General features: G+C 65.6%; 22 protein-coding genes. 9 read left to right on the top strand and 13 right to left on the bottom strand.

The window, feature by feature from the left end; translation table 11 throughout:
* Window positions 1–21: 21 nt before the first annotated feature.
* Both ACWGQ2_RS03855 and ACWGQ2_RS03850 read right to left on the bottom strand, forming a co-directional pair.
* Entirely contained in the window at window positions 22–612 is a 591-nt protein-coding gene (locus tag ACWGQ2_RS03855) for a DUF1003 domain-containing protein (RefSeq protein ID WP_452014554.1), read from the bottom strand.
* Window positions 605–1,891, bottom strand: a complete 1,287-nt coding sequence (locus tag ACWGQ2_RS03850) for a magnesium transporter MgtE N-terminal domain-containing protein (RefSeq protein ID WP_452014552.1) — start codon at window positions 1,889–1,891, stop codon at window positions 605–607. Before ACWGQ2_RS03850 ends, ACWGQ2_RS03855 begins: the two co-directional genes overlap by 8 nt.
* A gap of 120 nt (window positions 1,892–2,011) precedes the next feature.
* On the opposite strand from ACWGQ2_RS03850, the gene ACWGQ2_RS03845 reads away from it, so the two are divergent.
* Entirely contained in the window at window positions 2,012–2,992 is a 981-nt protein-coding gene (locus ACWGQ2_RS03845) for a general stress protein (RefSeq protein ID WP_452014550.1), read from the top strand.
* 87 nt (window positions 2,993–3,079) lie between these two features.
* Here the strand turns inward: ACWGQ2_RS03845 and ACWGQ2_RS03840 are convergent, their stop codons facing one another.
* The gene (locus ACWGQ2_RS03840; RefSeq protein ID WP_452015341.1) at window positions 3,080–4,651 is read right to left on the bottom strand and encodes an aminopeptidase P family protein; all 1,572 of its coding nucleotides are present in this window, start codon (window positions 4,649–4,651) and stop codon (window positions 3,080–3,082) included.
* Between the two features lie 134 nt (window positions 4,652–4,785).
* Here ACWGQ2_RS03840 and ACWGQ2_RS03835 point away from each other — a divergent pair, with 134 nt between their 5' ends.
* The 3 genes from ACWGQ2_RS03835 to ACWGQ2_RS03825 all read left to right on the top strand — a co-directional run bounded on the left by ACWGQ2_RS03835 (window position 4,786) and on the right by ACWGQ2_RS03825 (window position 7,933).
* Window positions 4,786–5,634, top strand: a complete 849-nt coding sequence (locus ACWGQ2_RS03835; RefSeq protein WP_452014548.1) for a PHP domain-containing protein — start codon at window positions 4,786–4,788, stop codon at window positions 5,632–5,634.
* 463 nt (window positions 5,635–6,097) lie between these two features.
* On the top strand, window positions 6,098–7,756 hold the full coding sequence (locus ACWGQ2_RS03830) for a sodium:solute symporter family protein (protein ID WP_452015339.1): 1,659 nt from the start codon (window positions 6,098–6,100) through the stop codon (window positions 7,754–7,756).
* 45 nt (window positions 7,757–7,801) lie between these two features.
* On the top strand, window positions 7,802–7,933 hold the full coding sequence (locus ACWGQ2_RS03825) for a putative transporter small subunit (protein WP_452014546.1): 132 nt from the start codon (window positions 7,802–7,804) through the stop codon (window positions 7,931–7,933).
* Between the two features lie 86 nt (window positions 7,934–8,019).
* Here the strand turns inward: ACWGQ2_RS03825 and ACWGQ2_RS03820 are convergent, their stop codons facing one another.
* Together ACWGQ2_RS03820 and ACWGQ2_RS03815 are read right to left on the bottom strand one after the other, a co-directional pair.
* A complete protein-coding gene (locus tag ACWGQ2_RS03820; RefSeq protein ID WP_452014544.1) occupies window positions 8,020–8,961 on the bottom strand; it encodes a DNA-methyltransferase in 942 nt (313 codons plus the stop codon).
* Window positions 8,962–8,982: 21 nt separating this feature from the next.
* Complete coding sequence (locus ACWGQ2_RS03815) at window positions 8,983–10,617, bottom strand: DEAD/DEAH box helicase (RefSeq protein ID WP_452014542.1); 1,635 nt, start codon at window positions 10,615–10,617, stop codon at window positions 8,983–8,985.
* 423 nt (window positions 10,618–11,040) lie between these two features.
* Between ACWGQ2_RS03815 and ACWGQ2_RS03810 the strand changes: the two genes are divergently transcribed.
* Together ACWGQ2_RS03810 and ACWGQ2_RS03805 are read left to right on the top strand one after the other, a co-directional pair.
* Window positions 11,041–11,754 carry a ferritin-like fold-containing protein gene (locus ACWGQ2_RS03810; RefSeq protein WP_452014540.1) on the top strand — a complete coding sequence of 238 codons (714 nt, stop codon included), beginning with the start codon at window positions 11,041–11,043 and terminating at the stop codon, window positions 11,752–11,754.
* Window positions 11,755–11,893: 139 nt separating this feature from the next.
* Window positions 11,894–12,976, top strand: a complete 1,083-nt coding sequence (locus ACWGQ2_RS03805; protein ID WP_452014538.1) for a GDSL-type esterase/lipase family protein — start codon at window positions 11,894–11,896, stop codon at window positions 12,974–12,976.
* Between the two features lie 3 nt (window positions 12,977–12,979).
* On the opposite strand, the gene ACWGQ2_RS03800 is transcribed toward ACWGQ2_RS03805, so the two are convergent.
* From ACWGQ2_RS03800 to ACWGQ2_RS03790, 3 genes are read right to left on the bottom strand one after another with little or no spacing between them, the layout of a single operon-like run.
* Entirely contained in the window at window positions 12,980–13,282 is a 303-nt protein-coding gene (locus ACWGQ2_RS03800) for a hypothetical protein (protein ID WP_452014536.1), read from the bottom strand.
* A gap of 5 nt (window positions 13,283–13,287) precedes the next feature.
* Window positions 13,288–13,512: a DUF3107 domain-containing protein gene (locus tag ACWGQ2_RS03795; protein ID WP_325791789.1), complete on the bottom strand. Its 225-nt coding sequence runs from the start codon at window positions 13,510–13,512 to the stop codon at window positions 13,288–13,290.
* 46 nt (window positions 13,513–13,558) lie between these two features.
* On the bottom strand, window positions 13,559–14,173 hold the full coding sequence (locus ACWGQ2_RS03790) for a TetR/AcrR family transcriptional regulator (RefSeq protein WP_452014534.1): 615 nt from the start codon (window positions 14,171–14,173) through the stop codon (window positions 13,559–13,561).
* Between the two features lie 150 nt (window positions 14,174–14,323).
* Between ACWGQ2_RS03790 and moeB the strand changes: the two genes are divergently transcribed.
* The gene (moeB, locus tag ACWGQ2_RS03785; protein ID WP_452014532.1) at window positions 14,324–15,499 is read left to right on the top strand and encodes a molybdopterin-synthase adenylyltransferase MoeB; all 1,176 of its coding nucleotides are present in this window, start codon (window positions 14,324–14,326) and stop codon (window positions 15,497–15,499) included.
* A gap of 52 nt (window positions 15,500–15,551) precedes the next feature.
* Here moeB and ACWGQ2_RS03780 read toward each other — a convergent pair whose 3' ends face one another.
* Window positions 15,552–16,856: a glutamyl-tRNA reductase gene (locus ACWGQ2_RS03780; RefSeq protein ID WP_452014530.1), complete on the bottom strand. Its 1,305-nt coding sequence runs from the start codon at window positions 16,854–16,856 to the stop codon at window positions 15,552–15,554.
* A gap of 160 nt (window positions 16,857–17,016) precedes the next feature.
* On the opposite strand from ACWGQ2_RS03780, the gene ACWGQ2_RS03775 reads away from it, so the two are divergent.
* Entirely contained in the window at window positions 17,017–18,396 is a 1,380-nt protein-coding gene (locus ACWGQ2_RS03775) for a TetR/AcrR family transcriptional regulator (protein WP_452014528.1), read from the top strand.
* A gap of 7 nt (window positions 18,397–18,403) precedes the next feature.
* On the opposite strand, the gene ACWGQ2_RS03770 is transcribed toward ACWGQ2_RS03775, so the two are convergent.
* From ACWGQ2_RS03770 to ACWGQ2_RS03755, 4 genes are read right to left on the bottom strand one after another with little or no spacing between them, the layout of a single operon-like run.
* Window positions 18,404–19,594 carry a flavin reductase gene (locus ACWGQ2_RS03770; RefSeq protein ID WP_452014526.1) on the bottom strand — a complete coding sequence of 397 codons (1,191 nt, stop codon included), beginning with the start codon at window positions 19,592–19,594 and terminating at the stop codon, window positions 18,404–18,406.
* 32 nt (window positions 19,595–19,626) lie between these two features.
* Window positions 19,627–20,637, bottom strand: coding sequence for a 4-hydroxy-2-oxovalerate aldolase (gene dmpG / locus ACWGQ2_RS03765; protein ID WP_452014524.1), 1,011 nt, complete (start codon window positions 20,635–20,637; stop codon window positions 19,627–19,629).
* Window positions 20,638–20,639: 2 nt separating this feature from the next.
* Entirely contained in the window at window positions 20,640–21,629 is a 990-nt protein-coding gene (locus ACWGQ2_RS03760) for an acetaldehyde dehydrogenase (acetylating) (protein ID WP_452014522.1), read from the bottom strand.
* Complete coding sequence (locus ACWGQ2_RS03755; protein WP_452014520.1) at window positions 21,629–22,444, bottom strand: 2-keto-4-pentenoate hydratase; 816 nt, start codon at window positions 22,442–22,444, stop codon at window positions 21,629–21,631. Before ACWGQ2_RS03755 ends, ACWGQ2_RS03760 begins: the two co-directional genes overlap by 1 nt.
* Before the next feature lie 218 nt (window positions 22,445–22,662).
* Here ACWGQ2_RS03755 and ACWGQ2_RS03750 point away from each other — a divergent pair, with 218 nt between their 5' ends.
* Entirely contained in the window at window positions 22,663–23,499 is an 837-nt protein-coding gene (locus tag ACWGQ2_RS03750) for an IclR family transcriptional regulator (protein WP_452014518.1), read from the top strand.
* Window positions 23,500–23,592: the final 93 nt, after the last annotated feature.

The following is a 23,592-nucleotide window of genomic DNA, read 5'->3' as shown; positions in this document are numbered from 1 at the left end:
TTCGTGTGTTTCGGGCACTGCCTAGTCTTCTCCTGCACCTGAGGTGGCTTTGGACGGCGGGGTTGTGCTGCCGTCCTGGCCGCGGCGGCGGCTGCTGCGCCGCTGGCCGTCTGTGTCATTGGCTTCAAGGAGTTCCTCGAGGAGGCCGCGGATTTCCGAGCGGACATAGTCTCGGGTGGCGACTTCCCGCAGGGCGATGCGCAGCTCGGCGATCTCCCGGGTGAGGTATTCGGTGTCCAGCAGGTTCCGTTCGGCACGCTCGCGGTCCTGCCGCATGGAGACCCGGTCCCTGTCATCCTGGCGGTTCTGCGCCAGCAGCAGCAGGGGAGCCGCGTAGGAAGCCTGCAGGGAGAGCATCAGGGTCAGCAGCGTGAAGCCTAGGGCCACACTGTCGAACCGCAGCGGCTCAGGTCCCCAGGTGTTCCAGACGAGCCACACAACGCAGAATACCGTCATGTAGAGCAGGAACTGCGGGGTGCCCATAAACCGGGCGAAGTTCTCAGTGGCGTGGCCAAAGGCATCGGGGTTTGGAGACAGCCGCGGGAACCATCTGGTCCGGGCGGTGCGCGGGGTGTCGAGGCCGTCAGTGCGGGGGCGGTTCTTCTCAGCCATTCTTCCTTCCCTGCCACGTTATGGGGCCGGTGTCTTCGGAGGCACGCCAGTCATCCGGGAGCAGGTGGTCCAGGACGTCGTCGACTGTCACGGCTCCCACCAGGCGTCCGGTGTCATTGACCACCGGCAGCGAGTTCAGGTTGTAGGTTGCCAGCATCCGGGAGATTTCGGCGATGTTCGCGAAGTCCCGCACCGGCTCGAGATCAGTATCCAGGATGTTGCCCAGGGCTTCCGGGGGAGCGGTGCGCAGCAGCTGCTGGATGTGCACGACGCCGAGGTAGCGGCCCGTGGGCGTCTCCAGCGGCGGACGGCACACGTAGATTGAGGACGCGAGGGCCGGGGTGAGTTCCTCCCGGCGCACGTGCGCGAGGGCCTCGGCGACCGTTGCCTCGGGCGGCAGGATCACCGGGACCGGTGTCATCAGCGAACCGGCGGTGTCCTCTTCATACTGCAGGAGCCGCCGCACATCACGGGCGTCCTCCGGTTCCATCAGCTGCAGGAGTTCTTCCTTCTGCTCCTCGGGGAGTTCGTTGAGCAGGTCAGCGGCGTCGTCGGGGTCCATCTCTTCGAGCACATCGGCGGCACGCTCAACGTCAAGGGACTGCAGGATCTGCACCTGGTCGTCATCGGGCAGTTCCTGCAGCACGTCGGCCAGGCGTTCATCCTGCAGTTCGCTGGCTACCTCGATGCGGCGCTTGCCGCTCATCTCATGGAGGGCCTCGGCGAAGTCTGCGGCCTTGAGGTCATCATGCTGGGCGACGAACTGAGTGGCGGCCTGCGGGCCGGTGATATCCCATTGGCCTACCTCGGACCATTCGATGATCAGCAGCTCGCCCCGGCGGCGCAGTCCGCGCAGCCGGGAACCGCCGCCCCCGCGCCGCACAAAAAGACTTGAAACATGCCAGTCCCCGGCACGGTTCTGCTCAATAGCGATGTCCTCCACGGTCGCCTCGCCGCTGCCGTCGGCCAGCACAACGCGGCTGTCGAACAGCTCGGCAACCACCAGCATTTCGGCGCCGCGCTGCTGGAACCGCCGCAGGTTGACCAGGCCGGTGCAGATGATCTGGCTGGGGTCCATGGAGGTGATGCGAGTGATGGGCACAAAGACGCGTTTCTTGCCCGGGACCTCGACGACGATGCCCACGGCCTGGGGCGGGCGGCCTGCCCCGCGGTCCAGCACCACGGCATCCCGGAGGCGGCCCAGCCTGTCGCCCAGGGGGTCGAAGACATCCAGGCCCAGCAGCCGTGCAATAAAGACGCGCGTAGGATTAGTGCTCACCCTACTTAGGCTACTTGGCGGCGGCGTCTTCGGCGCATTCGAACGGCCGCACTGGCGTGGGACGTTCACTGCCAGCGATACATGGGTCCACAAACCCCCTAACTGCGAAAGAATAGGGGAATGTCGAACCTATTTGGCGCCTCATCGCAGCGGGACCCCGGACGAACTCTTCCCAGGGGTGAGCTGGTGGGCCGTTACACGGCTTACCTGGACGCCCAGAAGGCGGTCGACTACCTGGCGGATTCGAAGTTCCCCGTCCACTTGGTCAGCATCGTGGGCAACGAGCTGAAGTCCGTGGAACGGGTGACCGGCCGGCTGACTTATCCGCGCGTGGCAATGTCCAGCGCGGCAACCGGTGCGTGGTTCGGCCTCTTCGTGGGACTTGCCCTGATGCTCTTTGGCGGCGGTGACTCCTACCTGTCGCTGATTCCCTCCATGGCGCTGGGTGCCATTTTCTGGCTGCTTTTCGGCGTCCTGGCATATGCCTTCCAGCGCGGCCGCCGCGACTTCACCTCCACCAGCCAGGTGATCGCCACCAGCTACGACGTAATTGTGGCTCCTGAGGCTGCCAACGAGGCCCGTCGCCTGCTGTCGCAGCTGCCCATGGTGGGCCAGAGCGGACACCCGGCTCCGCCGTCGGGCCAGCCGTTCCAGCAGCCGCCGTATCAGCAGCAGCCTCCCTACCAGCAGCAGCCGCCGTATGCCGGTCAGGCGCCGGAGCGGCCTTCCTCCTGGGCTGACCCGTACGGAACCCGCGGAGCAGGACGCAGCGACGGTACGCCCGGTGCACCGGCGGCCGGCCCGGAGGCAGGAGCCCATCAGGTTCCAGCCCAGCCGAACCCGGGCCAGGAGCAGCCGGCGCCGCAGCCGGCAGCAGCCTCGGGCACACCCCGCGGACAGTTCCCGGACTTGCCCGACGGACGCCCGCGCTACGGAGTGCGCCTTCCCGAAGCCGCGCAGCAGCGCCCGGCCCCGGAAGGCCAGCAGCAGGCAGGCCCCGCTCCGGAACACGCGCCTCAGGCAGGAGCGCACCAGCAGCCTTCCTCCGGCGAGGCCGCTCCGGGTGAGGACAACCCGAGCGCTCCCGGTGAGGGACGCTAGCCTCAGTTCACTTCCCGAACATACAGAAACTGCCCGTTTGGAGCTTCAAACGGGCAGTTTCTGTTATCTCGGGGTGAGAAGGGAAGGCTAGGAGGCGTAGATGCCTGCCATCCAGTCCTCAACGTCGGAGGGATCGCGCGGCAGGGCAGCGCTGAGGTTTTCGGCGCCGTCTGCGGTGATCAGGACGTCATCCTCAATTCGCACGCCGATTCCGCGGTACTCCTCGGGGATGGTCAGGTCCTCTTCCTTGAAGTAGAGGCCGGGCTCAATGGTGAAGACCATGCCTTCTTCGATGATGCCGTCCAGGTAGAGCTCACGGCGTGCCTGCGCGCAGTCGTGCACGTCCAGGCCCAGGTGGTGGCTGGTGCCGTGCGGCATCCAGCGGCGGTGCTGCTGGCCGTTCTCGGACAGGGCTTCCTCCAGCGGAACGGGGAGCAGGCCCCAGTCCTGAAGGCGCTCGGCCAGCACACGGACCGCTGCGGCGTGCACGTCGCGGAACTTGTTGCCCGGCTTCGCGGCTGCGAAGCCTGCGTCGGCGGCGTCGAGCACTGCCTGGTACACACGGCGCTGGACCTCGGAGAAGGTGCCGTTGACCGGCAGCGTGCGGGTGATGTCAGCGGTGTAGAGGCTGTCCGCTTCCACGCCGGCGTCCAGCAGCAGCAGGTCTCCGGCCTTGACCTCACCGTTGTTGCGGATCCAGTGCAGCACGGTGGCGTTGTTGCCTGCGGCGGCAATGGTGTCGTAACCGAGATCGTTGCCTTCCTCGCGGGCCCGGGCAAAGAAGGCGCCTTCAACCACACGTTCACCGCGCGGGTGGGTAATGGCACGGGGAAGGATCTTCACAACTTCCGTGAAGCCGTTCACGGTTGCGGCGACCGCTTCGCGCATCTGCTCAACTTCCCAGGCGTCCTTCACCAGGCGAAGTTCGGAGAGGGCCTCGGTGAGTTCTTCATCGCGGGCATCGAGTGCGCTGAAGTCCATGTTCTCCGGGTCCATGGCCGTGTTGTAGCGGACAGTGTCCACCAGGGCGTCAACCATCTCGTCAACCTTGCGCAGCAGCCGGACGGATACGCCGCCGAACTGCGGATCGCCCACGTTGGAGGTGATGGCGGTTTCAGCTTCGGAGAGGTCGCGGGTGCTCAGGCCAACCAGTGCGCTGACCTGTTCCAGGCCCAGCCGCGAACCGATCCAGAACGCACCGTAGCGGGCGTTGGAGTAGAACTCCTCGCTGTCCGTGCCGGCCAGCGGACGGAAGTACAGGGTGGCGGTGTGGTGGCCGCCGTCGTCGCCGGTTCCTTCTTCCACCGGTTCCATGACCAGGACGGCGTCAGGCTCATGGTCCAGGCCAAGACCGGTGAGGTGGGCGAACCCGGAGTGCGGGCGGAACCGGTAATCGGTGTCATTGGAGCGGACCTTCAGGGGGCCGGCCGGGATAACCAGGCGCTCGCCCTTGAAACGCTCGGAGAGTGCACGGCGCCGGGCGGCAGCGTGCGGCGCTACTGCGGACTGCTCCGGAAGCTCATCGGACGCGGACGCCCAGCCGGAGGACATAAAGTCCTTGAACGCCTGCGACGTGGGGCGCTGGGAGCGGTTGTTCACGCGGTCCTCAAGCGGCTGTCCCTCGGACAGTTCCTCAAGGCCGGACTGGGCGGGGTTCATTGAATTGGCTTCAGTACTCACCTGTATATGCTCTCACCGGCAGTTAACAGGGCCAAACATCCGCCGGCGGCTGCGGGGTGCCCGCACCGGATCCGCGCACCGGATCCGCGCCCCGGACCGCGTAGATTGTAGGTGTGAGAATCGATCTGCACACCCACTCCAATGTCTCCGACGGCACCGAAGCGCCCGGAGCCGTGATGGCCTCCGCAGCCGCTGCCGGCCTGGACGCCGTAGCCCTGACGGACCACGACTCCACGGCAGGATGGGGCGAGGCAGCCGAAGCGGCACGCGCACTGGGACTGGTTTTCGTTCCGGGCATGGAAGTTTCCTGCCGCACAGAGGACGGAATCAGCGTGCACGTGCTGTCCTACCTCCATGACCCCTCCCACCCGGGCCTGCTGGCCGAAATCGCAAAGTCCCGCACGGCCCGCGTAAGCCGGGCTGAGCGCATGGTGGAACGGCTGGCCGAGGACTACCCGATCAGCTGGGCAGATGTGCAGGAACAGGTCGCGCCCGGGGCCACTATTGGCCGTCCGCACATCGCGGATGCTTTGGTAGCGGCGGGGGTGGTGCCGAACCGGTCGGCCGCGTTCACCGGAATCCTGACTGCCCGCTCCCGGTACTTCGTGGCGCACTACGCTCCGGACCCGGCCGACGCCGTGCGGCTGATCCGTGAGGCCGGCGGTGTTCCCGTTTTCGCCCACCCGGAAGCATCCTCCCGCGGACGCGTGGTGGGGGAGCCCACCTACCGGAAGATGATCGGTGCAGGCCTGGCCGGGCTGGAGATCGAGCACCGGGATAATCCGGAGGACGGCCGCGCGTACCTGCGCCGGCTCGCCGAGGAGCATTCACTGCTGGTGACCGGGTCCAGCGACTACCACGGGACCGGCAAGCCCAATCTGCTGGGGGAGAACACCACCAGCGCGGAGGTGCTGGAACGGATTGCCGAGCTCGGCACGGGCACCGCAATCGTCACTCCGTAGTACACCGCCGCCGCGTCCAAGAAGGCCGGCTAGCCTATTTTCGTCAATTTCTCAAAAAACCGCGGTATTGCTCTGGAATTCGGCGTAGTTCGGCCGTGATGCGGAACCGGATACCATTCTTTTTCATATTTCGCTGATGAAATATGTTATGTTGTCAATTGTCCGCGGATGCCATGGGGTGGTGTTCGCGGAACGGAGACCTGTGCCTTGACGCAACAGGGGGCATCCTGAAGGCAGCTGTGCTGCCGGCCGTGGTTTGAGTGAACTCACCACACCCTTGACGGCGCCGCGGGCGCCGCTTCCCCGATGTGCAGGCAGCCTTATGGGGTCTTGCGGAACACTTCCGCTCACCGCGCCTGCCGTCTTTCGCAAGGCCCGCCGAACGAATCGGTGGCCTTTTCGCATTGATGACCCGCTGGGCCTAGCCGGCTGCGGAGGAGAGGAAAATGTGGTTGACGACGGAATGGAGTTTTATCAGCTGGGGGCGTGGACAGTAGTTTCGCTGTTTGTCCTCTTTTACGGTGGGACATTTCTTATGTCCACGTTCATTGGCAAAAAGAATGAAAATGCCGACGGTTACATGACCGCGGGAAACAAGATCGGATTCGGTGTTTCGGCCGCCAGCATGACTGCCACGTGGATCTGGGCGTCATCCATGTACGCCTCGGCCACGTCCGGGTACACCTACGGCATTTCGGGACCGATACATTACGGGCTGTGGGGCGCCCTGATGATCCTGTTCATCTACCCGTTCGGACGCCGGATCAGGAAAGTCGCGCCCAAGGCGCACACCCTGGCAGAAGTGATGAGGGCCAGGCATGGAAAATCCAGCCAGCTGATGCTGGCGGGCTCCAACGTGGTGGGCAGCGTTATTTCGCTGACCTCAAACTTCATTGCCGGCGGGGCCCTGGTTGCGCTGCTGTCGCCGTTCAGCTTCCAGCAGGGGATCGTCGCGGTAGCTGCCGGGGTCCTGCTGTACACGCTCTGGTCCGGGTTCAGGGCGTCAGTCCTCACCGACTTTGCCCAGGTGGTGGCCATGCTCGGAGCCGTGGCAGTGATTATCCCCATGGTGTTCTTTGCGGCCGGAGGGCCGGGCATGTTCGAGTCGGGTGCTGTCAACCTGACGGCGGAGCAGTCCAGCTTCTTCTCCTCCGAAGCGTTCCTGAACCAGGGTGCTCCCTACATCGCCGCGGTCCTCGCCTACGCCATCGGAAACCAAACCATAGCCCAGCGCCTGTTCGCGGTCAGGGAGGACCTGATCAGGAAGACTTTTGTCACCGCCACAATCGGCTACGGAGCCACGGTGATAGGCGTCGGCATGCTCGGCGTCATGGCCCTGTATCTGGGCATCAACCCGGCTGAAGGAGATCTGAACAACCTCATCCCGCAGATGGCCTCAACCTATCTGGGGCCGATTCTCCTGGGCGTCTTCTTCATCATGATCCTGGGATCACTCTCGTCCACTGCCGATTCTGATCTCTCAGCCCTTTCATCGATCATGATGGCCGACGTCTACGGCCAGAATGTGGCCCGGAAGGGTAAGGCAAATCCCAAAACCATGCTCCTTATAGGCCGGATCTCCATGGTGCTTGCCACCGCAGCAGGCCTCTACTTTGCCAGCGGCCGGATGAATATCCTCGACCTGCTGGTGTTCGTTGGTGCGCTCTGGGGCGCGCTCGTCTTCCCGGTGCTGGCCAGCTTCTACTGGAACAAGGTCACGAACAAGGCCTTCACCATCTCGGTGCTGGCAGCCCTGGCCGTCTTTATCCCGGTGCGGTTCGGCTGGATCTCCATGGACGGAGCCACCGGGTATCTCTTCGACGCCATATCCGTAGTTGGCATTGGAGTTGTCCTTGGACTTATGTGCTTCGGCTTCTTTGGCCTGCGGCCGGCGCTGGCTGCCGGTGCGGCCGGAGCAGTACTGTCCGCGCCGTTTGTCATGGGGTTCCTGCATGACTATGAGGTACTCACGGGGTCCCTGGTGGCTTACGCCGTCAGCACGGTGCTCTGTTTCCTGCTGTCCTTCCGCAACCGGAACGAGTTCGACTTCGGGCTTATTGAGCAGCGGATCGGTGACTACGACCGCCGGCCCGCAGAGGATGCAGCCGCCGCCCGAGCCTGACCTTCACCGACCCAATAACCGCACCATGTAAGGAGCGAACACCCCATGACAGCATTCTGGCTTACCGTCTATGTTCTGATGTGGCCTGTCATCGTTACCGGTATCCTCGCGGTCATCTGCCGGGGATTCTTCCGGGACTGGATTCAGTCCCGCCGCGAGGGCCGAAGCATCATCTAGCTAGCCCCCGGCCGTGTTCAGAGATTGAAAAAGCGCCGCCGGGGCAGGATCTAATCCTGCCCCGGCGGCGCTTTTGTCCGAAAAAGTTACTGCCCGGCGTCGACGGCGTCCGCCGGCGCTGCTGCCGGCACACTCGCCGGGGCTCGCCTTGTCTTTCTGGGCCTGGCCGGAATGAGCACCTGCGCCGCATGCCCCAGCCGGCGCTCCATGACCTCGATCGCCTGTGGATTCGCGTCCACGCAGACAAACCGGCGGCCCAGCTTGTGGGCTACCGCGCCCAGTGTCCCGGAGCCTGCAAAGAAGTCCAGCACCCAGTCGCCTTCGCGGCTGGAGGCAGCCACGGCACGGCGCAGCAGGCCTTCGGGTTTCTGCGTCGGATAGCCGGTCTTTTCCCTGCCCGTAGGCGAGACGATCGTGTGCCACCAGACATCCGTGGGCAGCTTGCCCAGCGCTACCTTCTCCGGCGTGACCAGGCCGGGAGCCATGTAGGGCTCACGGTCCACCTCGGTGTTGTCGAAATGGTAGGCAGCCGGGTTCTTGACGTAGACCAGGATGTTGTCGTGTTTGGCGGGCCAGCGGTTCTTGGCCCGGCCGCCATAGTCATAGGCCCAGATGATTTCGTTCAGGAAGCAGTCCCGGCCAAAGAGCGCATCGAGCATGACCTTCACGTAGTGCACCTCGCGGTAGTCCAGATGCACGTAGAGGGTGCCGTCGTCGGACAGCAGCCGCCAGGCTTCTGCCATGCGGGGTTCCAGGAACGCCCAGTAGTCCTCGAACGCGTCGTCGTAGCTGGAGAGCAGGCCCTTAACCGTCGTGTAGCTGCGGCCCTTGAACCCCGTCCGGTCGCCTGTGCCTTCGGCGCTGCGGACCATGGTGGTCTGCTGCCGGCGCTGGGCACGCCCGGTGTTGAACGGCGGGTCGACGTAGATCAGGGTAAAGGAGCCGTCCGGCAGGGTCGGCAGATAGTCCGCATTGTCTGCGTGGACTATCAGCGACCCGCCGTCCGGCGTCCAGTTAGGTGTGCTCATCCGTGTGGAGGTGATCCCGGCCTATTCGGCGGCGGGTGCCTTGCTGACAACCTCGCCGTTGCGCCGGCGGGTGCGGCTGCGGTTCCGGCGCGGGCGGTCTGCCTTGGCGGTTTCACCGGCTGCGGCGGCGGGCGCTTCAGCGGCCTTCTCCGGGCTGCGGCGGGCACCGTCGCGCGAACCTTCACGGGAGCCGCGGCTGCGGTCGGAGGAACGGCCGCCGGAGCGCTGGCCCGAATCGGAGCGCGGCGCGCGGCGTCCGCCGGACTTGCCGGTTTCGCCGAGGTCTTCAAGCTTCTCCGCATTGATACCTGCCAGCACACGCTTGTTGCGCGGCAGCCGGCCCTTGGTTCCCTCGGGAATGTCCAGGTCGGTGTACAGGTGCGGGGAGGAAGAGTAGGTCTCGAGCGGCTCGGCCTGGTCCATGCCCAGGGCCTTGTTGATCAGGCCCCAGCGGGGAACATCGTCCCAGTCAACGAATGTGACGGCCGTGCCCTTGTTGCCGGCGCGCCCGGTACGGCCTACGCGGTGCAGGTAGGTCTTCTCGTCTTCGGGGCACTGGTAGTTGATCACGTGCGTGACGTCGTCGACGTCGATGCCGCGGGCGGCGACGTCGGTGGCGACCAGTACATCGACCTTTTCGTTGCGGAAGGCACGCATGGCCTGCTCGCGGGCGCCCTGGCCCAGGTCGCCGTGGATGGCGGCGGCTGCGAAGCCGCGGTCCACCAGTTCCTCGGAGAGCTTGGCCGCGGTGCGCTTGGTCTTGGTGAAGATGATGGTGCGGCCGCGTCCGCGGGCCTGCAGGATGCGCGCCACGACTTCGCTCTTGTCCAGGTTGTGGGCCCGGTAAACAACCTGGCGGATGTCCTTCTTGGTCAGGCCCTCGTCTTCGGGATCAGCGGCGCGGATGTGCGTCGGCTTGGTCATGTAACGGCGGGCCATGGCGACGACGGGGCCGGGCATGGTTGCGGAGAAGAGCAGGGTCTGGCGGGTGGCCGGGGTGGCTGCCATGAGGGTCTCGACGTCGGGCAGGAAGCCGAGGTCCAGCATCTCGTCAGCCTCATCCAGAACCACAATGCGTACGTTCTTCAGTGAGAGCTGGCGGCGGTTGTGCAGATCGATCAGGCGTCCGGGGGTGCCGACGACGATTTCAACGCCTGCTTCAAGCGCTTCGATCTGCGGTTCGTACGCCCGGCCGCCGTAAATGGTGACAATCCGGGCGCCGCGGCGGCGTGCCGCCGTCGTCAGGTCGCTGGCAACCTGCACCGCGAGTTCACGGGTGGGGACGACGATCAGGGCCTGCGGGGCGCCCGGGGCGGGCAGGGCGTCGTAACCCTCGTCGGCGGGGGCCACTACCCGCTGCAGCGCGGGGATGCCGAAGCCGAGGGTCTTGCCGGTACCGGTCTTGGCCTGGCCAATGATGTCGTGGCCGCCCAGGGCAACCGGAAGGGTCATCGACTGGATGGGGAAGGGGTGCGTGATGCCAGCCTCGGCGAGGGAGTCAACAATCTCGCTGCGGACACCAAAATCTGCGAACGTCAGTTCCGGGATTTCGGCCGCGGCATCCGTGGTTGCGATGGTCTCGGTGACTTCGAGTTCTTCATTGCTGTCATCTGCGGTCAGCTGCGCATCGCTGACCTGGGAAAGTTCAGTGTTCAATTACATACCGTTCAGTTAGGCATTCTGCGGCGCCGCGCTCGACGAGAGGGCATGGGGCCCATCCCGGAGCGGATGGCGCGCAGGTGATGCGTCCAGCGGAAGCCGATCGCGGGCTAAGGACTGCTGGCCACTCCAACTGCATTCGGCAAAGGCAGCGGCCGGAAAATATCAAGTTCGCGTAGGTACTGCGGGTCTCACAGCCGGCTGGTTAGTGTCTCCAACCGGCATTTCATGAAGGTTTCAAGAACGTGGGAACGACCGGGCATCCATTTACTACCCTTCCAGTCTACCCGGTACAGCCCTGACGGGCCGCATTAGGCTGCACCAGCGAGTTTGGCGGGGCGGCGGCCCGGTGCGCAGGCTCCTGCGACACCGCCGCCGGCGAAGCGAATGAGAGCCCGGACACACCGGTACGCTGGGCATATGAGCGAGAACAACGCAGCACCGGCGACGGGCCAGGACCAGGCAGACGGCACACCGGAGGCATACCGCCGGTTCCTCTCGGACCTGCTGGGAGTCATTGCCTACGGTGAACTTTCCGCTTTTGAGCGGATGTCCTCTGACGCACGCTTCTCGCCCAGCCTGCGGGACCGCGCGGCGCTGGGGAGGCTCGCAGTGCGCGAGTACAACCACTTCGAGCGGGTTACGGCGTACCTTGAGGCAATGGGCATCGATGCGGAGGACGCCATGGCACCGTTCCAGCAGTCCGTCGATGCGTTCCACGACCGGACCCGGCCCGGGGACTGGTACGAATCCCTAATGAAGTTTTACGTCACCGACGCTATTTCCGATGACTTCTACGCCGCGCTTGGGTCCCTTCTGGATCCGGCCAGCTCCGAACTGATCGCTTCCCTGCAGACAACCGGCAGCGAGGCTCCGGGCGAAGTGCTCTTTGCCCGGCTTCAGGAATCGCTGAAGGATGATCCGCGTCTGGCGTCCCGCCTTGCGCTGTGGGGGCGCCGGCTGGTGGGGGAGGCGCTGACCCAGGCCCAGCGCGTAGTGATTGAACGTGCACTGCCCCAGGGCCTGGACGGATTCCCCAGCCGCGAGGCCTACGACGCCCAGATCCGTGACCTCTTCAGCCAGCTCACCCGCAACCACTCGCGGCGGATGTCGCTTCTGGGGCTTACTGCCTGACCCGGCAGCGGCGGCGATTCGTTTGTGCAGGTTCCGCCGGGGCGGCAGTATGCGCCTGTAGCGTTGATCCCGTGCCGTGCAGGAAGACTGCGCAGGCCATGACGCAACAGGCATGTGCAGGAAAAGGCTGGGGAGCAGCATGAGTTCGGATTCAAACGGTCTGCTGCGCCGGATCGTCTGCGCCGTCCTAGCAGCCGGGGCCGTGGCCGCGGTGTCGGGCTGCGGCGCCCTGCCGGCGCAGCAGCCGCTCCCTGCGGCCGCCGCAGAAGTTCCGGTACCTGAGCTGCCCGGCAGTGAACCGGGCGCAAAGACCCCGCCTCCGCAGGGTGTCCCGGCGGAGGCCTGGTCGGCCCTGGAAATCTTTGTCCAGGCCCGGGCGGAGGCCGGCCGGCCGCTGCCGGAACCGGCCGCAGCTCCGCAGTGTTCGGTGCCTGCCCCCGGATGCTACTTCTCCTATGGGACCGAGACGCTGGTCTGGTCTCCGGAGACAGGCATACGCGCCCTTCGCACGGACATCTTTGAGCGGTGGAAATCATCGGTTCGGACCCTGGGCTGGCCGGTTACATCTGAGTACAGCTTTGCCGGTGACTACCGCACCGACTTCCAGAAGGGCACCCTGATGTTCGCGCCCCGGCTGGGAAGGATCATGTCCTACGACCCGGCGGTGGAAGAGGCAGCTGTGGTTATCGGGGATTCGCAGGCCGGCCGGGATACCTGGGTGGGGAAAGGGCTGGCGGCACTGGGTTACAAGCCGGCGATCCTGGGTGCCGGCGGCACCGGGTACACCAAGGGCAACGGCACGGTGCACAGCTATCCCGAGGCACTCGAAGCCGAGGAATGGCTGCTGCCCGCGGGCAACCCGGGCCTGGTCATCCTCCAGGGCGGAGGCAACGATGCAGCCGAAGCGGGGAATGTACAGATTCGGCAGAACGCCAAGCAGCTGGTTCGGGAGATCAAACGGACCTATCCGGAAACACGGATCGTCATGGTTGGCGTGATCGGTGACGGCTCCGGCCGCCGCGCGGAGATCGACGATCTGCTGGCGCGGGTCGCTGCGGAGGAAGGGCTGGACTTCGTGAGCCCGAAGGACTGGTGGAAGAGGTACTCCCTGGACTCAAAGCTCGAGGACGGATTGCACCTGGGCAGGGCCGGCCATGAAGCTGTGGCCCCGGTATTCACGCGGGAGCTGAAAGCCGTGCTCGGCAGCGAAGGGAACGGCTGAGGGCTAGAGTTTCAGGATCCGCTCACGCTCGGCGCTGTCCCTCGGACGGCGCCTGTAAACGGTTAGCAGAGCCGCAGCCACAGCGGCTGCCGGCCCGGCCGCAACGGGCAGGGCCCAGGTCAGCCAGGAGAATGAGGCGCTGGTGACTGCCGGAGTGAACTGCAGGATGATCCAGAGGGCAAGCCCTGCTGCCAGGGAGATCCCCGGCAGCAGGAGAATGCCGTAAGTGCTGCGGCGCGGGTCGGCGCCCCAGACCAGAAAGCCGGCTGCCGCCGTTGCGGCGGCAGCAAGCAGCACTTCGGCCATGATGCCTAGAGGGCGCCGAATCCGACGCGGCGTACTTCCTCGGCGCCGATTTCAACGTAGCCGATGACTCCCGCCGGAACGATGATGAGGCGTCCCTTTTCGTCTGTCAGACGCAGTTCCTTGGAGCCCTTGATTGCTTCGGCGACGGTGTCGGCGACCTGGTCCGCGCTCTGCCCGGACTCGAACACGATCTCGCGTCCGACGTTCTGGATACCGATCTTTACTTCCACCGTGGTGCCTCCTGTTTAAATGAACTCAAGTGGGGATGAATCTACTCTAGATTTCCTTGGGGAACCGGCTGATTCCGCGCCAAGCTAAACGGTAGACCAGCTCGCTGGCCGCATCGATGTCCAGGTGTCCGTCTGTTTCGAGCCAGTACCGCGCGCTGACCTGCGCCATTCCGGCCAGCGCCCGTCCAAGCAGGGTGGCTTCGATGTGGGAGAGCCTGGTGTCCTCCGCGATGACGTCCGCGATGTCGCTGGCAAACCGTGCGTTGAACTCTTCGATCCGGGAACTGACCTCATCATCGCTGGTCAGATCCGACTCGAAGACCAGCCGGTGGCCCTGGCTGTCCTGTGCCACAAAGCGGAAGTAGGCCCGCATGGTCTCCCGGACACGCAGTTTGTTGTCCGTGGTGGAAGTCAGCGCGGTCTGGAGGAACTGCGTGAGGGTGCCCAGATGATCGTCCAGCAGTGCGAGGTAGAGCTCCCGCTTGCCGGGAAAGTGCTGGTACAGCACGGGCTTGCTGACCTGTGCGGTGTCCGCAATTTCGTCCATCGCAGCTCCGTGGAAGCCACGGCTGACGAACACTTCCTGTGCTGCCCGCATCAGCTGCCGGCGCCGCTCTTCCCGGGGGAGCCGGGTGGACTTGCCGGCAGGCTGATTGCTCACGTGTAAGGAACCTCTCCAACTTTGCCCGGACAGTGGCCCGGGTCATCGAACAACAGTTTACCCGCGGGTAACCGCGGGGGAAGGCAAGCCGGGCCGCCCCGGCGGGGAAGAGCCTCGAATGCACGGTCCCGGGGGCTTAGATTGGATGCCATGAGCATTCACACGGCAACCGCCCTGCCGCCCCTGACCGAGCCCGCCCCGCGGCTGGGCAAGGAAGAGAAGGAACGCTACTCCCGGCACCTGATCCTGCCGGGATTCGGTGAGGAAGGGCAGCTGCGACTGAAGAATGCCAAAGTCCTGGTCATAGGTGCCGGAGGACTGGGCTCGCCTGCTCTGCTGTACCTTGCAGCCGCGGGCGTGGGAACCCTGGGGATCCTCGATGATGATTCTGTGGATACCTCCAACCTGCAGCGGCAGGTCATCCACTCCGTGCACGACGTCGGGACCTCGAAGGCGCGTTCCGCCCGGGACAGCGTCCTTGCCCTGAACCCCCTGGTGGAGGTGATTCTCCACGAAGTCCGGCTGGATGAGCAGAACGCCCTGGAGATTTTCTCCGGCTATGACCTGATCCTGGACGGAACGGACAACTTCGCCACCCGCTACCTCATCAGTGATGCCGCGGAGATCCTCGGCAAACCGTGTGTCTGGGGATCGATCCTGCGCTTCGACGGCCAGGTGAGCGTATTCTGGTCCGCGCACGGACCCACCTACCGTGACCTCTATCCCGAACCCCCGGCCCCCGGATCCGTTCCCTCCTGCGCCGAGGGCGGAGTGCTGGGGGTGCTGTGCGCGCAGATTGGTTCGGTCATGGTCAACGAGGCCATCAAGCTCATAACCGGGACCGGGCGCACACTCCTGGGCAGACTGCTGGTGTTCAATGCCCAGGACATGAGCTGGCGTGAGGTGGGCCTGCGCCGGGATCCGGAACGGGCACCCGTTACGGAACTGCTCGATTACCAGGTCTTCTGCGGCCTTGGAGCGCAGGCTCCGGCAGCGGTCCCCGGCATCAGCGCCGCGGAGCTCTCCCGCCTGCTCGCTGCACGAACGGCAGGAGAGACGGATTTCGACCTGCTGGACGTTCGGGAGCCCGGGGAGCACCGGATCGTGAGCATCGACGGCGCCCGGCTGGTGCCGCGGGCACACATTCTTGCCGGTGAGGGAATGCCGGAACCTGGACGCACCGTCTATGTCCACTGCAAATCCGGTGGAAGGTCAGCGGAAGTGACGGCGTTCCTGCGCAGCAGGGGCTATGACCGCGCCTTCAACGTGGACGGGGGGATCCTGGACTGGGTCCGCACGGTGGAACCGGATAAGCCGGTTTACTGACCGCCGTCGGGAACATACGGAACGCCGCAGAACGGCGGTACGCACGCCTGCCTTAGGCGGATTTGGCGGTATCCGCCGGGTCTTCCCCGGGCTTTTCCTTCGGCTGGTCCACGTTGATGCCGTAGATGGCTTCAAGGCCGCGGATGTAGTCTTCCTGCTGGCCGCTGGCAGCCAGTTCCCGGGCACGGACAGCCGGGACATGAAGCAGTGCCTTGACCATCCGGCGCATGGCGAATTCAACTTCCTGGGCGGCACCGGTGCAGCCGTGCTGCGCGCGGACCTTTTCAAGTTCCTTGTCCAGGACGCCAAGGGTGTGGCGCCGCAGAGCCACGATCGCGGAGTCGAGTTCCCGGCTGAGCTGGGCCTCAGAGAATGACTGGGCTGCATCGGTGACAATCCGGTTGGCCTGCTGCAGGGACTCGGCCTGCTCGGCCGGAGCAGCCAGACGGACGGATTCAAGGGTGATAAGGTCCACGCCGTCGAGCTCCCTGACAGCCGGATCGAAGTCGTGCGTCAGTGCCAGGTCAATCATGATCAGGGGGTTGGTGGAACCGGCGCGGACGCGGGCAATGTCATCGGCGCTGACCTGGTTGTCCGAGCCCGAACAGCCAATGACGACGTCGGCGCGGGCAACGGCCGCTCCGAGGGAGTCCCGGTCCAGTGCGGTTCCGCCGCGGGAAGCGGTGAAGGATTCTGCGCGCCCGGAGGAGGAATAGACGGAAATGTCCGTGCAGCCGCGCTCCTTGAGCAGGGCCATGGTGGCTCCGGCGTAGGCGCCGGTACCGAAGACCACAACGGCCTTCTTCCGCCAGTCGGCGTCGACGGAGAGGTCAGTGGCCAGCTCCAGGGCGACCGAAACGATTGAAAGCCCGCGTTTGCCCAGCGCAGTCAGCGCGCCGACGTCCTTGGCGGTGCGGGAAGCTGTCTGGAACAGGCGGGTCAGGGTTCCGCTGGCGGTGCCCTTCTCCTGGGCTTCAATGAGCGCCCGGCGGACCTGTCCGGCAATTTCGCGTTCCCCGACTACGGCGGAGTCCAGGCCTGCGCCAACGGCGAACAGGTGCTTGGCGACGTCCTGGCCCGTGTTGGTGGTGAAGGAGCGGGAGACCAGATCCTCGTCCAGGCCGGAGTGCCGGCTGATCTCTGCGATGGCCGCGGAACGGGCAGCTTCGACGTCTGCCTCCGAACGGGCCTCGCAGTACACCTCAAAGCGGTTGCAGGTGGCCAGAACCACGGCACCGGCGACGGCGGGGCCGTTTTCCAGCAGGGAGGAAGGGACCTTGGGCGCACCCGCACTAAGCCGGGCGACGGTTTCCAGGTCTACGTCAGAATGGGTCGCGATGAGGGATAAGAGAACCACAGTGGGTTAATACTAGCCACTGTGAGCGCAAAGGGTGTTATTCGAGACACCGGTCACAGGTGATTTGGTCCGCATCTTTGCCCGTGGCGCGCAGCCAGGCAGCCGGACGGCGGCGGCGGGCGCGGACCGAATGTGGGTAGGCTCAGGGCAGGCACGGTGAGTGGACAGATCCGAGAACAGCAGGTGGCAGGCATTGGCGCAGCGCAAGACCGACCGACCCAACCCCCAGGGTGAGCGGACCAGGGAACTGATCCTGGAAACGGCGGTTTCGCTGGCTGCCCGGCACGGATATGAGGGGACGAAGGTCACCATGATCCGCAAGGCCACCGGGCTGAGTGCCAGCTCCATCTACTGGCATTTCCCGGACAAGGACCAGCTGCTTTCCGCTGCACTGGAGCACGCCTTCCGGACGCAGGCCCAGGGCACGCCCAACTGGCTGGACTCCCGGCCGCTTGAGCCCCGCCGTGCGGATCTGTTCGGCAAGCTTCTGGCCTTTCCTCCCGCAGACGAAGGGATGGACTACTGGCGCTTCGGCCTGCAGCTGTCCGTGGTGCGTCCGCAGACCAACTTGACGTGCCGCACCCGTTTCCTTGAAATCCGCAGCGAGAGCTTCACCTGGCTGGGGCAGTGGTGGGAACGCTCGCTGCCTCCCGCCATGCACAAGCGGCAGGACGCGGGAGTGCTGATGGGACGTTTCACTGTTGCCATCCGTGACAGCTCATTTATCCAGCGGCATGGATCCCAGGTGCTCGAGGAACGCTGGGTTACCTGGCTGCTCGCCTGCTGTCTGGATGCCGCTGCGGACCGGTTGGCCGAACGGGGGCTGGACACACAGCCTGCCCCGCACCCCGGCACCGGACCGGGACAGGGACCGCGCCAGCCGGGAACCGCAGGGGAGCCGGACGGACCCCGTGAAGTGTTCCTCCGGGCTGCGGAAGAGACCATCGAAGAGTACGGCTACGGCGGTGTCACGGTTGCCCGGGTCTGCGAGAAGGCAGGGCTGCCCGCAAGTTCGCTGTACTGGTCCTTCAAGGACAAGGACGAGCTGCTGGCCGCTGTGGTTGCCAGCGCGTGCCGGCGCTGGGAAGACGGGCGCCCGGTCTTCGTCCCGCGCCCCGCGGACGGGAACTGGTCCGCGGTGCTGAAGGGTGTTCTCCTGCCGACCGTTGCCGGTTTCGCCGGCGAAACTTCAGTGCTGCGGCTGGGCCTGCTCCTGCTGCTGCAGCGCGGTGCGGTGCCGGAAGCTGAACGCCGCCGCCTGGAACAGGTGCTGCAGGACATGCAGGACACCACCACACAGTGGTTCCGGACGGTTCTCCCGGCAGGCCTCCCGGACACCGGGCGGCTGGCGGCCTATCTCTCCGAATGCCTCTTCAGGCTCCTGGAAGGCCTCATGCTCAGCCGGCAGATTGATGACCAGCCCTGGGATCCGGAACTGCTCACCGACCTGGTCTGCGCAGCCCTGTACCGTGCCGCCGCGCTCGCCCAGTGTGAGCTGGAAACCACGGGTCCGCCGGCCGGGGCCGGGCCGGCGGACTAGGCAGTTCTCAGCTCCCGGACCCCAGGAGCGTTTCGGCACTGCGCGCGGACTGCAGCAGCTGCTGTGCCCACGCCTGGATGGACTCGGCGGATGCCGGCCCCGGAAGGCCGGAGAGCCGCAGCACCAGCCGTACGTTCCCGGCAGCATCGCGGACGGGCGCAAGGACGGAATCGACGTCGTAGCTCTGTCCCGGCTCCAGGGTTACGGGTGCGTAGCTGCTGGAGGTGCGGGAGATGATTTCCCGGATCCGGCGCTCCTGCGCCGGCGTGTAGCAGCCGGAGGAATACTCGCGCAGTGCCTCGTAGATTTCCTCGTCCCGGTAGCTTCCCCGCATGGTCACTGACCATCCGCGCTCCCGGACCGCGGCCAGGCGCCCGCGGTACTGATCCGGTGTGCACTCGTCGCTGGGAACGGCACGGGCAAGCCACCGCTCAATGGCAGCGGGTTCTTCCCAGGCCAGGCACAGTTCTCCCATGGGCGGCATAAGCGGAATCCGCTCACCGATCCGGGCGGTGGATCCGGCAGAGGAGCCGCAGGCCGCCACCGTGACCGCCATCTGGTCACTGATCACTGCCATGGCGGTGCACTCGGCGCCGATGTCTTCGGCCAGGCGCTCCAGCTCGGCCCGTCCCCGCTCGGCAAGCCGCACCCCTGCGATCAGGTCGGCATCGAAGGCGGCGCTGATGGACATCGGGGCGAAGCGGCCGTAGCCGCCCTGGAAAAACAGCAGCGGTGCCACCGGACGGAGCACTTCCAGGACCTGGACCGCACCGATCACGATGTGGTGGTCACCGGCGTCGTTGATCGAATCAAACGTGCAGTCGATGAAGGCGACACTGCCCTCGAGCACCGGAGCGCCCGACGGCGACGGGGACCAGCTGACGCCGTCGAACTTGTCTTCAGCCCGGCCGGCGAACCGGCGGCACAGATCCTCCTGGTCCGCTGCGAGGACGTTCACGCAGAAGGAGCCTGCGGTCCGCAGTTTCCTGAAGGTCTGGGAAGCCAGGGTGGGCAGGAAAGCGACCAGGGGCGGATCGAGGGAAACGGAGGTGAAGGAACCGACGATCATTCCCACCGGTGAACCGTCGTCCGCGATTCCGGTGATCAGTACAACGCCGGTGGGGAAGTGGCCCAGGACGTTGCGGAAGTCCACCGGGTTGCCCGACGGCGTGCGCTCTGGCGTGCTGACAGCGCTCATTAGTTGTCCTTTCACAAACGTTCATTCACCGGTTAGTGCTGCTGTGCCATCAGGTCCAGGGCTACGTCCACGATCATGTCTTCCTGGCCGCCGACCATACGCCGTTTGCCCAGTTCCATCAGGATGTCCGTGGTTGGAATGCCGTAGCGGCTGCTGGCGGCCTCGGCATGGCGGAGGAAACTCGAATACACGCCGGCGTACCCCAGGGAAAGCGTTTCGCGGTCTACCCGGACCGGCCGGTCCTGCAGCGGACGGACCAGGTCATCTGCTGCGTCCATCAGGGCGGGGAGGCTGCAGCCGTGTTCCAGGCCGAACTTGTCCGCCGCGGCGATGAACGCTTCCAGAGGTGCATTGCCTGCCCCTGCGCCCATCCCGGCCAGGGACGCATCGACCCGCACGGCACCGTGTTCGACGGCGGTGAGCGAGTTGGCGATGCTGAGCGAAAGGTTCTCATGGGCATGAATGCCGATTTCCGTGGCGGGATCCAGGACCTGGCGGAAGGCATCCACCCGCTCGGCGACGCCGGGCATGGTCAGGGCTCCGCCGGAGTCAACAACGTAGACGCACGTGGCCCCGTAGGACTCCATCAGCTTGGCCTGGGCGGCCAGCTCCGCTGCGGGGGACATGTGGGACATCATCAGGAACCCGACGGTGTCCATCCCCAGCTCGCGTGCTGCTGCGATGTGCTGGGCGGAGACATCCGCCTCGGTGCAGTGGGTGGCGACGCGGACCACGGAGGCGCCTGCGCTGCGTGCATCCCGGAGATGGTGGATCGTTGCGATTCCGGGCAGGGCGAGGGTGGCTACCTTTGCCTGTTTGACGGCAGCGGCTACGGCTGAGATCCACTCGAGGTCCGTGTGGGCGCCGAAGCCGTACACACAGGAGGACCCGTTGAGCCCGTCGCCGTGGGCCACCTCGATCGAAGCGACGCCGGCTGCATCCAGTGCGGCGGCGATCGAAACCGCCTGGTCAACGGTGTACTGGTGACGGATCGCGTGCATGCCGTCACGCAGGGTGACGTCTGAGATATAGAGCTTGGCCATTCTTACGCCTCCTGCATTGCCGGTGTGCTGCTGTGTTCTCCGACCCCGGCCAGTTCGGCCCAGCGCTCGGCTACGGCCTTGGCTGCGGAGGTCATGATGTCCAGGTTGCCCGCGTAGGCGGGCAGGTAATGAGCGGCGCCCGTGACCTCAAGCATCACGGTGACGCGGGTGCCGGTGAAGCTTCCGGAACCGGGCAGGTGCAGGGGGTTCCCGGCACCGAAGACCTCGAACTGGACGGCCTGCTTGAGCTTGTAGCCGGGAACGTATTCCTGGACGCGTGCAGCCATGGACAGGATCGAGGCTTCAATCGCCGCGTGGTCCGGGGTTCCTTCCACCAGGCAGTAGACCGTGTTGCGCATCAGCATGGGCGGCTCGGCGGGATTCATGATGATGATCGCCTTGCCCTCCTGCGCGCCGCCCACGTGGACCAGCGCCTGGGAAGTAGTTTCCGTGAACTCATCGATGTTCGCCCGGGTTCCGGGTCCGGCCGAGCGGGAAGAAACCGAGGAGACGATTTCCGCGTACCTCACCGGTGCCACCTGGGAAACGGCGGCAACCATGGGAACGGTCGCCTGGCCTCCGCAGGTGACCATGTTCAGGTTGGGTGCGTCCAGATGGTCCTGCAGGTTGACCACGGGGATGCAGTAGGGTCCGACGGCGGCCGGGGTCAGGTCCAGGACCCGCACCCCGGTGTCGCGCAGGAGTTCCCAGTTCGCGGCATGGGCGGAGGCGCTGGTGGCATCGAAGACAACGCGGATGTCCTTGAAGGACGGCATTTCCAGCAGCCCGCGGACGCCGTCGGACGTGGTGGGAATGCCCATGCTCTCTGCCCGGCGCAGACCGTCGGAGCCGGGCTCAATACCCACCATGGCTCCCATTTGAAGCCGGGAGGAGCCCCGCAGGATCTTGATCATCAGATCGGTTCCGATGTTTCCGGGGCCGATGACAGCTACCGGCCAGCGCTCGCTGCCGGCGTTTTGCGTGTTTGCCACTATTTCTCCTCTAGGTTGATGCGGACCTGGCCGAGTCCCTGGATGCTTGCCACGGCGCTGGCGCCGGGCGGGAAGCTGACCATGGGCCCGAGGGCTCCGGTCATGACGATTTCTCCGGCCTGAAGCGGACGGCCAAGCCCGGCCATGCGCCGGGCCAGCCAGAGTGCGGCCCGGTATGGGTGCCCCAGGCAGGCTGCACCGGAGCCGACGGAGACGACCCTGCCGTTGACTTCCACGACCATGCCGGCGGAGGCGAGGTCCACGGCGGATGGGAGGACGGGGTTCAGCCCGGTCACGATCCGGCCGCAGGAGGCGTTGTCCGCAATGGTGTCCAGGATGGAGATGTCCCAGTTCCGGATCCTCGAGCCGACGATTTCGATGGAGGGGAGCAGGTAGTCGACCGCTGCTGCCAGTTCGGTAACCGTGGTGTCCGGGTGCGGAAGGTCTTTCTTCAGGACCAGCGCAACCTCTGCCTCGATCCGGGGCTGCAGGACGTCCGTGGCCGCCATCGTTTCACCGTCGGCGAGGCACATGTCGGCAAAGAGCACCCCGAAATCCGGCTGGTTCACTCCCATCTGGGCCTGGACCGAGGCAGCGGTGAGTCCAATCTTCCGTCCGGCGATACGCCTGCCTTCAGCGGTCCAGGCGTCTTCGTTGGCGCGCTGGACGGCATAGGCGGCGTCGATGCCGCCGCCGGCAAGGATTCCGCGGACGGGATCAACGGGCATGCCGGTGCTCTCGGCCCGGCGCAGCCGCTGGGCCACAGCGGCTATGTCCGCCTGGCTCACGGTTGCTGTGTCGGTGGTTGCAGTCATGAATTCTCCCTGATCGAGGCTTCAGTATGCCGCCGTGTCTGGTGGCCTGCGCCGGCAGTCCCGGAGAGCGGGATGCAGTTCTGCGTGTAACTCTGGCGCTCTCCTGTAGTGATCTGTACAGTGAAGCTGGAAGTGGCACACATCACATGTGCCGTCAGAACAGTCACTGGAGGTTCAAGGATGAATGTCTCCTTTACGGCGGCGCTGCGGCGTCCCGAATGCGCGTACTCCCGGCGGTCCCGGTGAGCGCGCTTGCCCAGGCGCCGGCTGTCCGGCCGCTGCAGGATGCAGGCGGCGCCCCGCCGTCGATGGTTGCCCGCATGACCCTGATCATGGAAGCGTTCCAGCCCCGCAACGTGAAGCTGCTGCTGGATGAAATCGCAGCCCGCGCCCACCTTCCCCGCTCCACCACACACCGGATCCTGGACCAGCTGGCCCAGATGGGGTGGCTTGAGCACACTCCCGAGGGATATGGCATGGGATGGAGGTCACTGCGGTACAGCGGGCTGGACAACGGACACAGCCAGCTTCGTGCTGAAGCGGCACCGCTCCTGCACAGCCTGTCTGTGCGGACCGGGATGGTGGCGCACCTGGCCGTCATGGATGGCGCCAGCGTGCACTACCTGGACAAGATCGGCGGGCCGTCAGCAGTGTCGGTTCCGTCCCGGGTCGGAGGCAGCGCGCCCGCGCATGCCACGGCTTTGGGCAAGGCGATGCTGGCCTGGATGAATCCCGAGCGGGTTGATGAGCTGTTCAGGGAAGGGCTCACCCCGGCCACGCCGCAGACCATCGCCGACCTGGCCGCCCTTTACGCCGAGCTCAACCGGGTCCGACAGCGCGGCGGTGTCGCCTATGAGACGGGTGAGAGTTTTTCGGGCATCGGATGTGTAGCCGCGGCGGTGCGCAGCCGAAGGGAGCCGGTGGCCAGCATCTCCCTCGTGGGGCGTGCAGGAGATCCGCTGGAACGGGTGGCGCCGATGGTCCTGCATGTTGCCCGGCAGGTGTCGGCAGCTCTGTATCCCGCTGAGCCGGTCCGCCAGCCGGCCCGGCTCTAGGGCAAAAAAACAAAGAGCGGGGGTGCAGCGATCAGCTGCACCCCCGCCCTTTCTGCGCCGCAGCTCCGGCTCGGATCCGGCTCGGATCCGGTT

This window comes from Arthrobacter sp. NPDC055585 (genome assembly GCF_053619115.1).
This window is presented reverse-complemented; position numbering and strand designations above follow the sequence as displayed.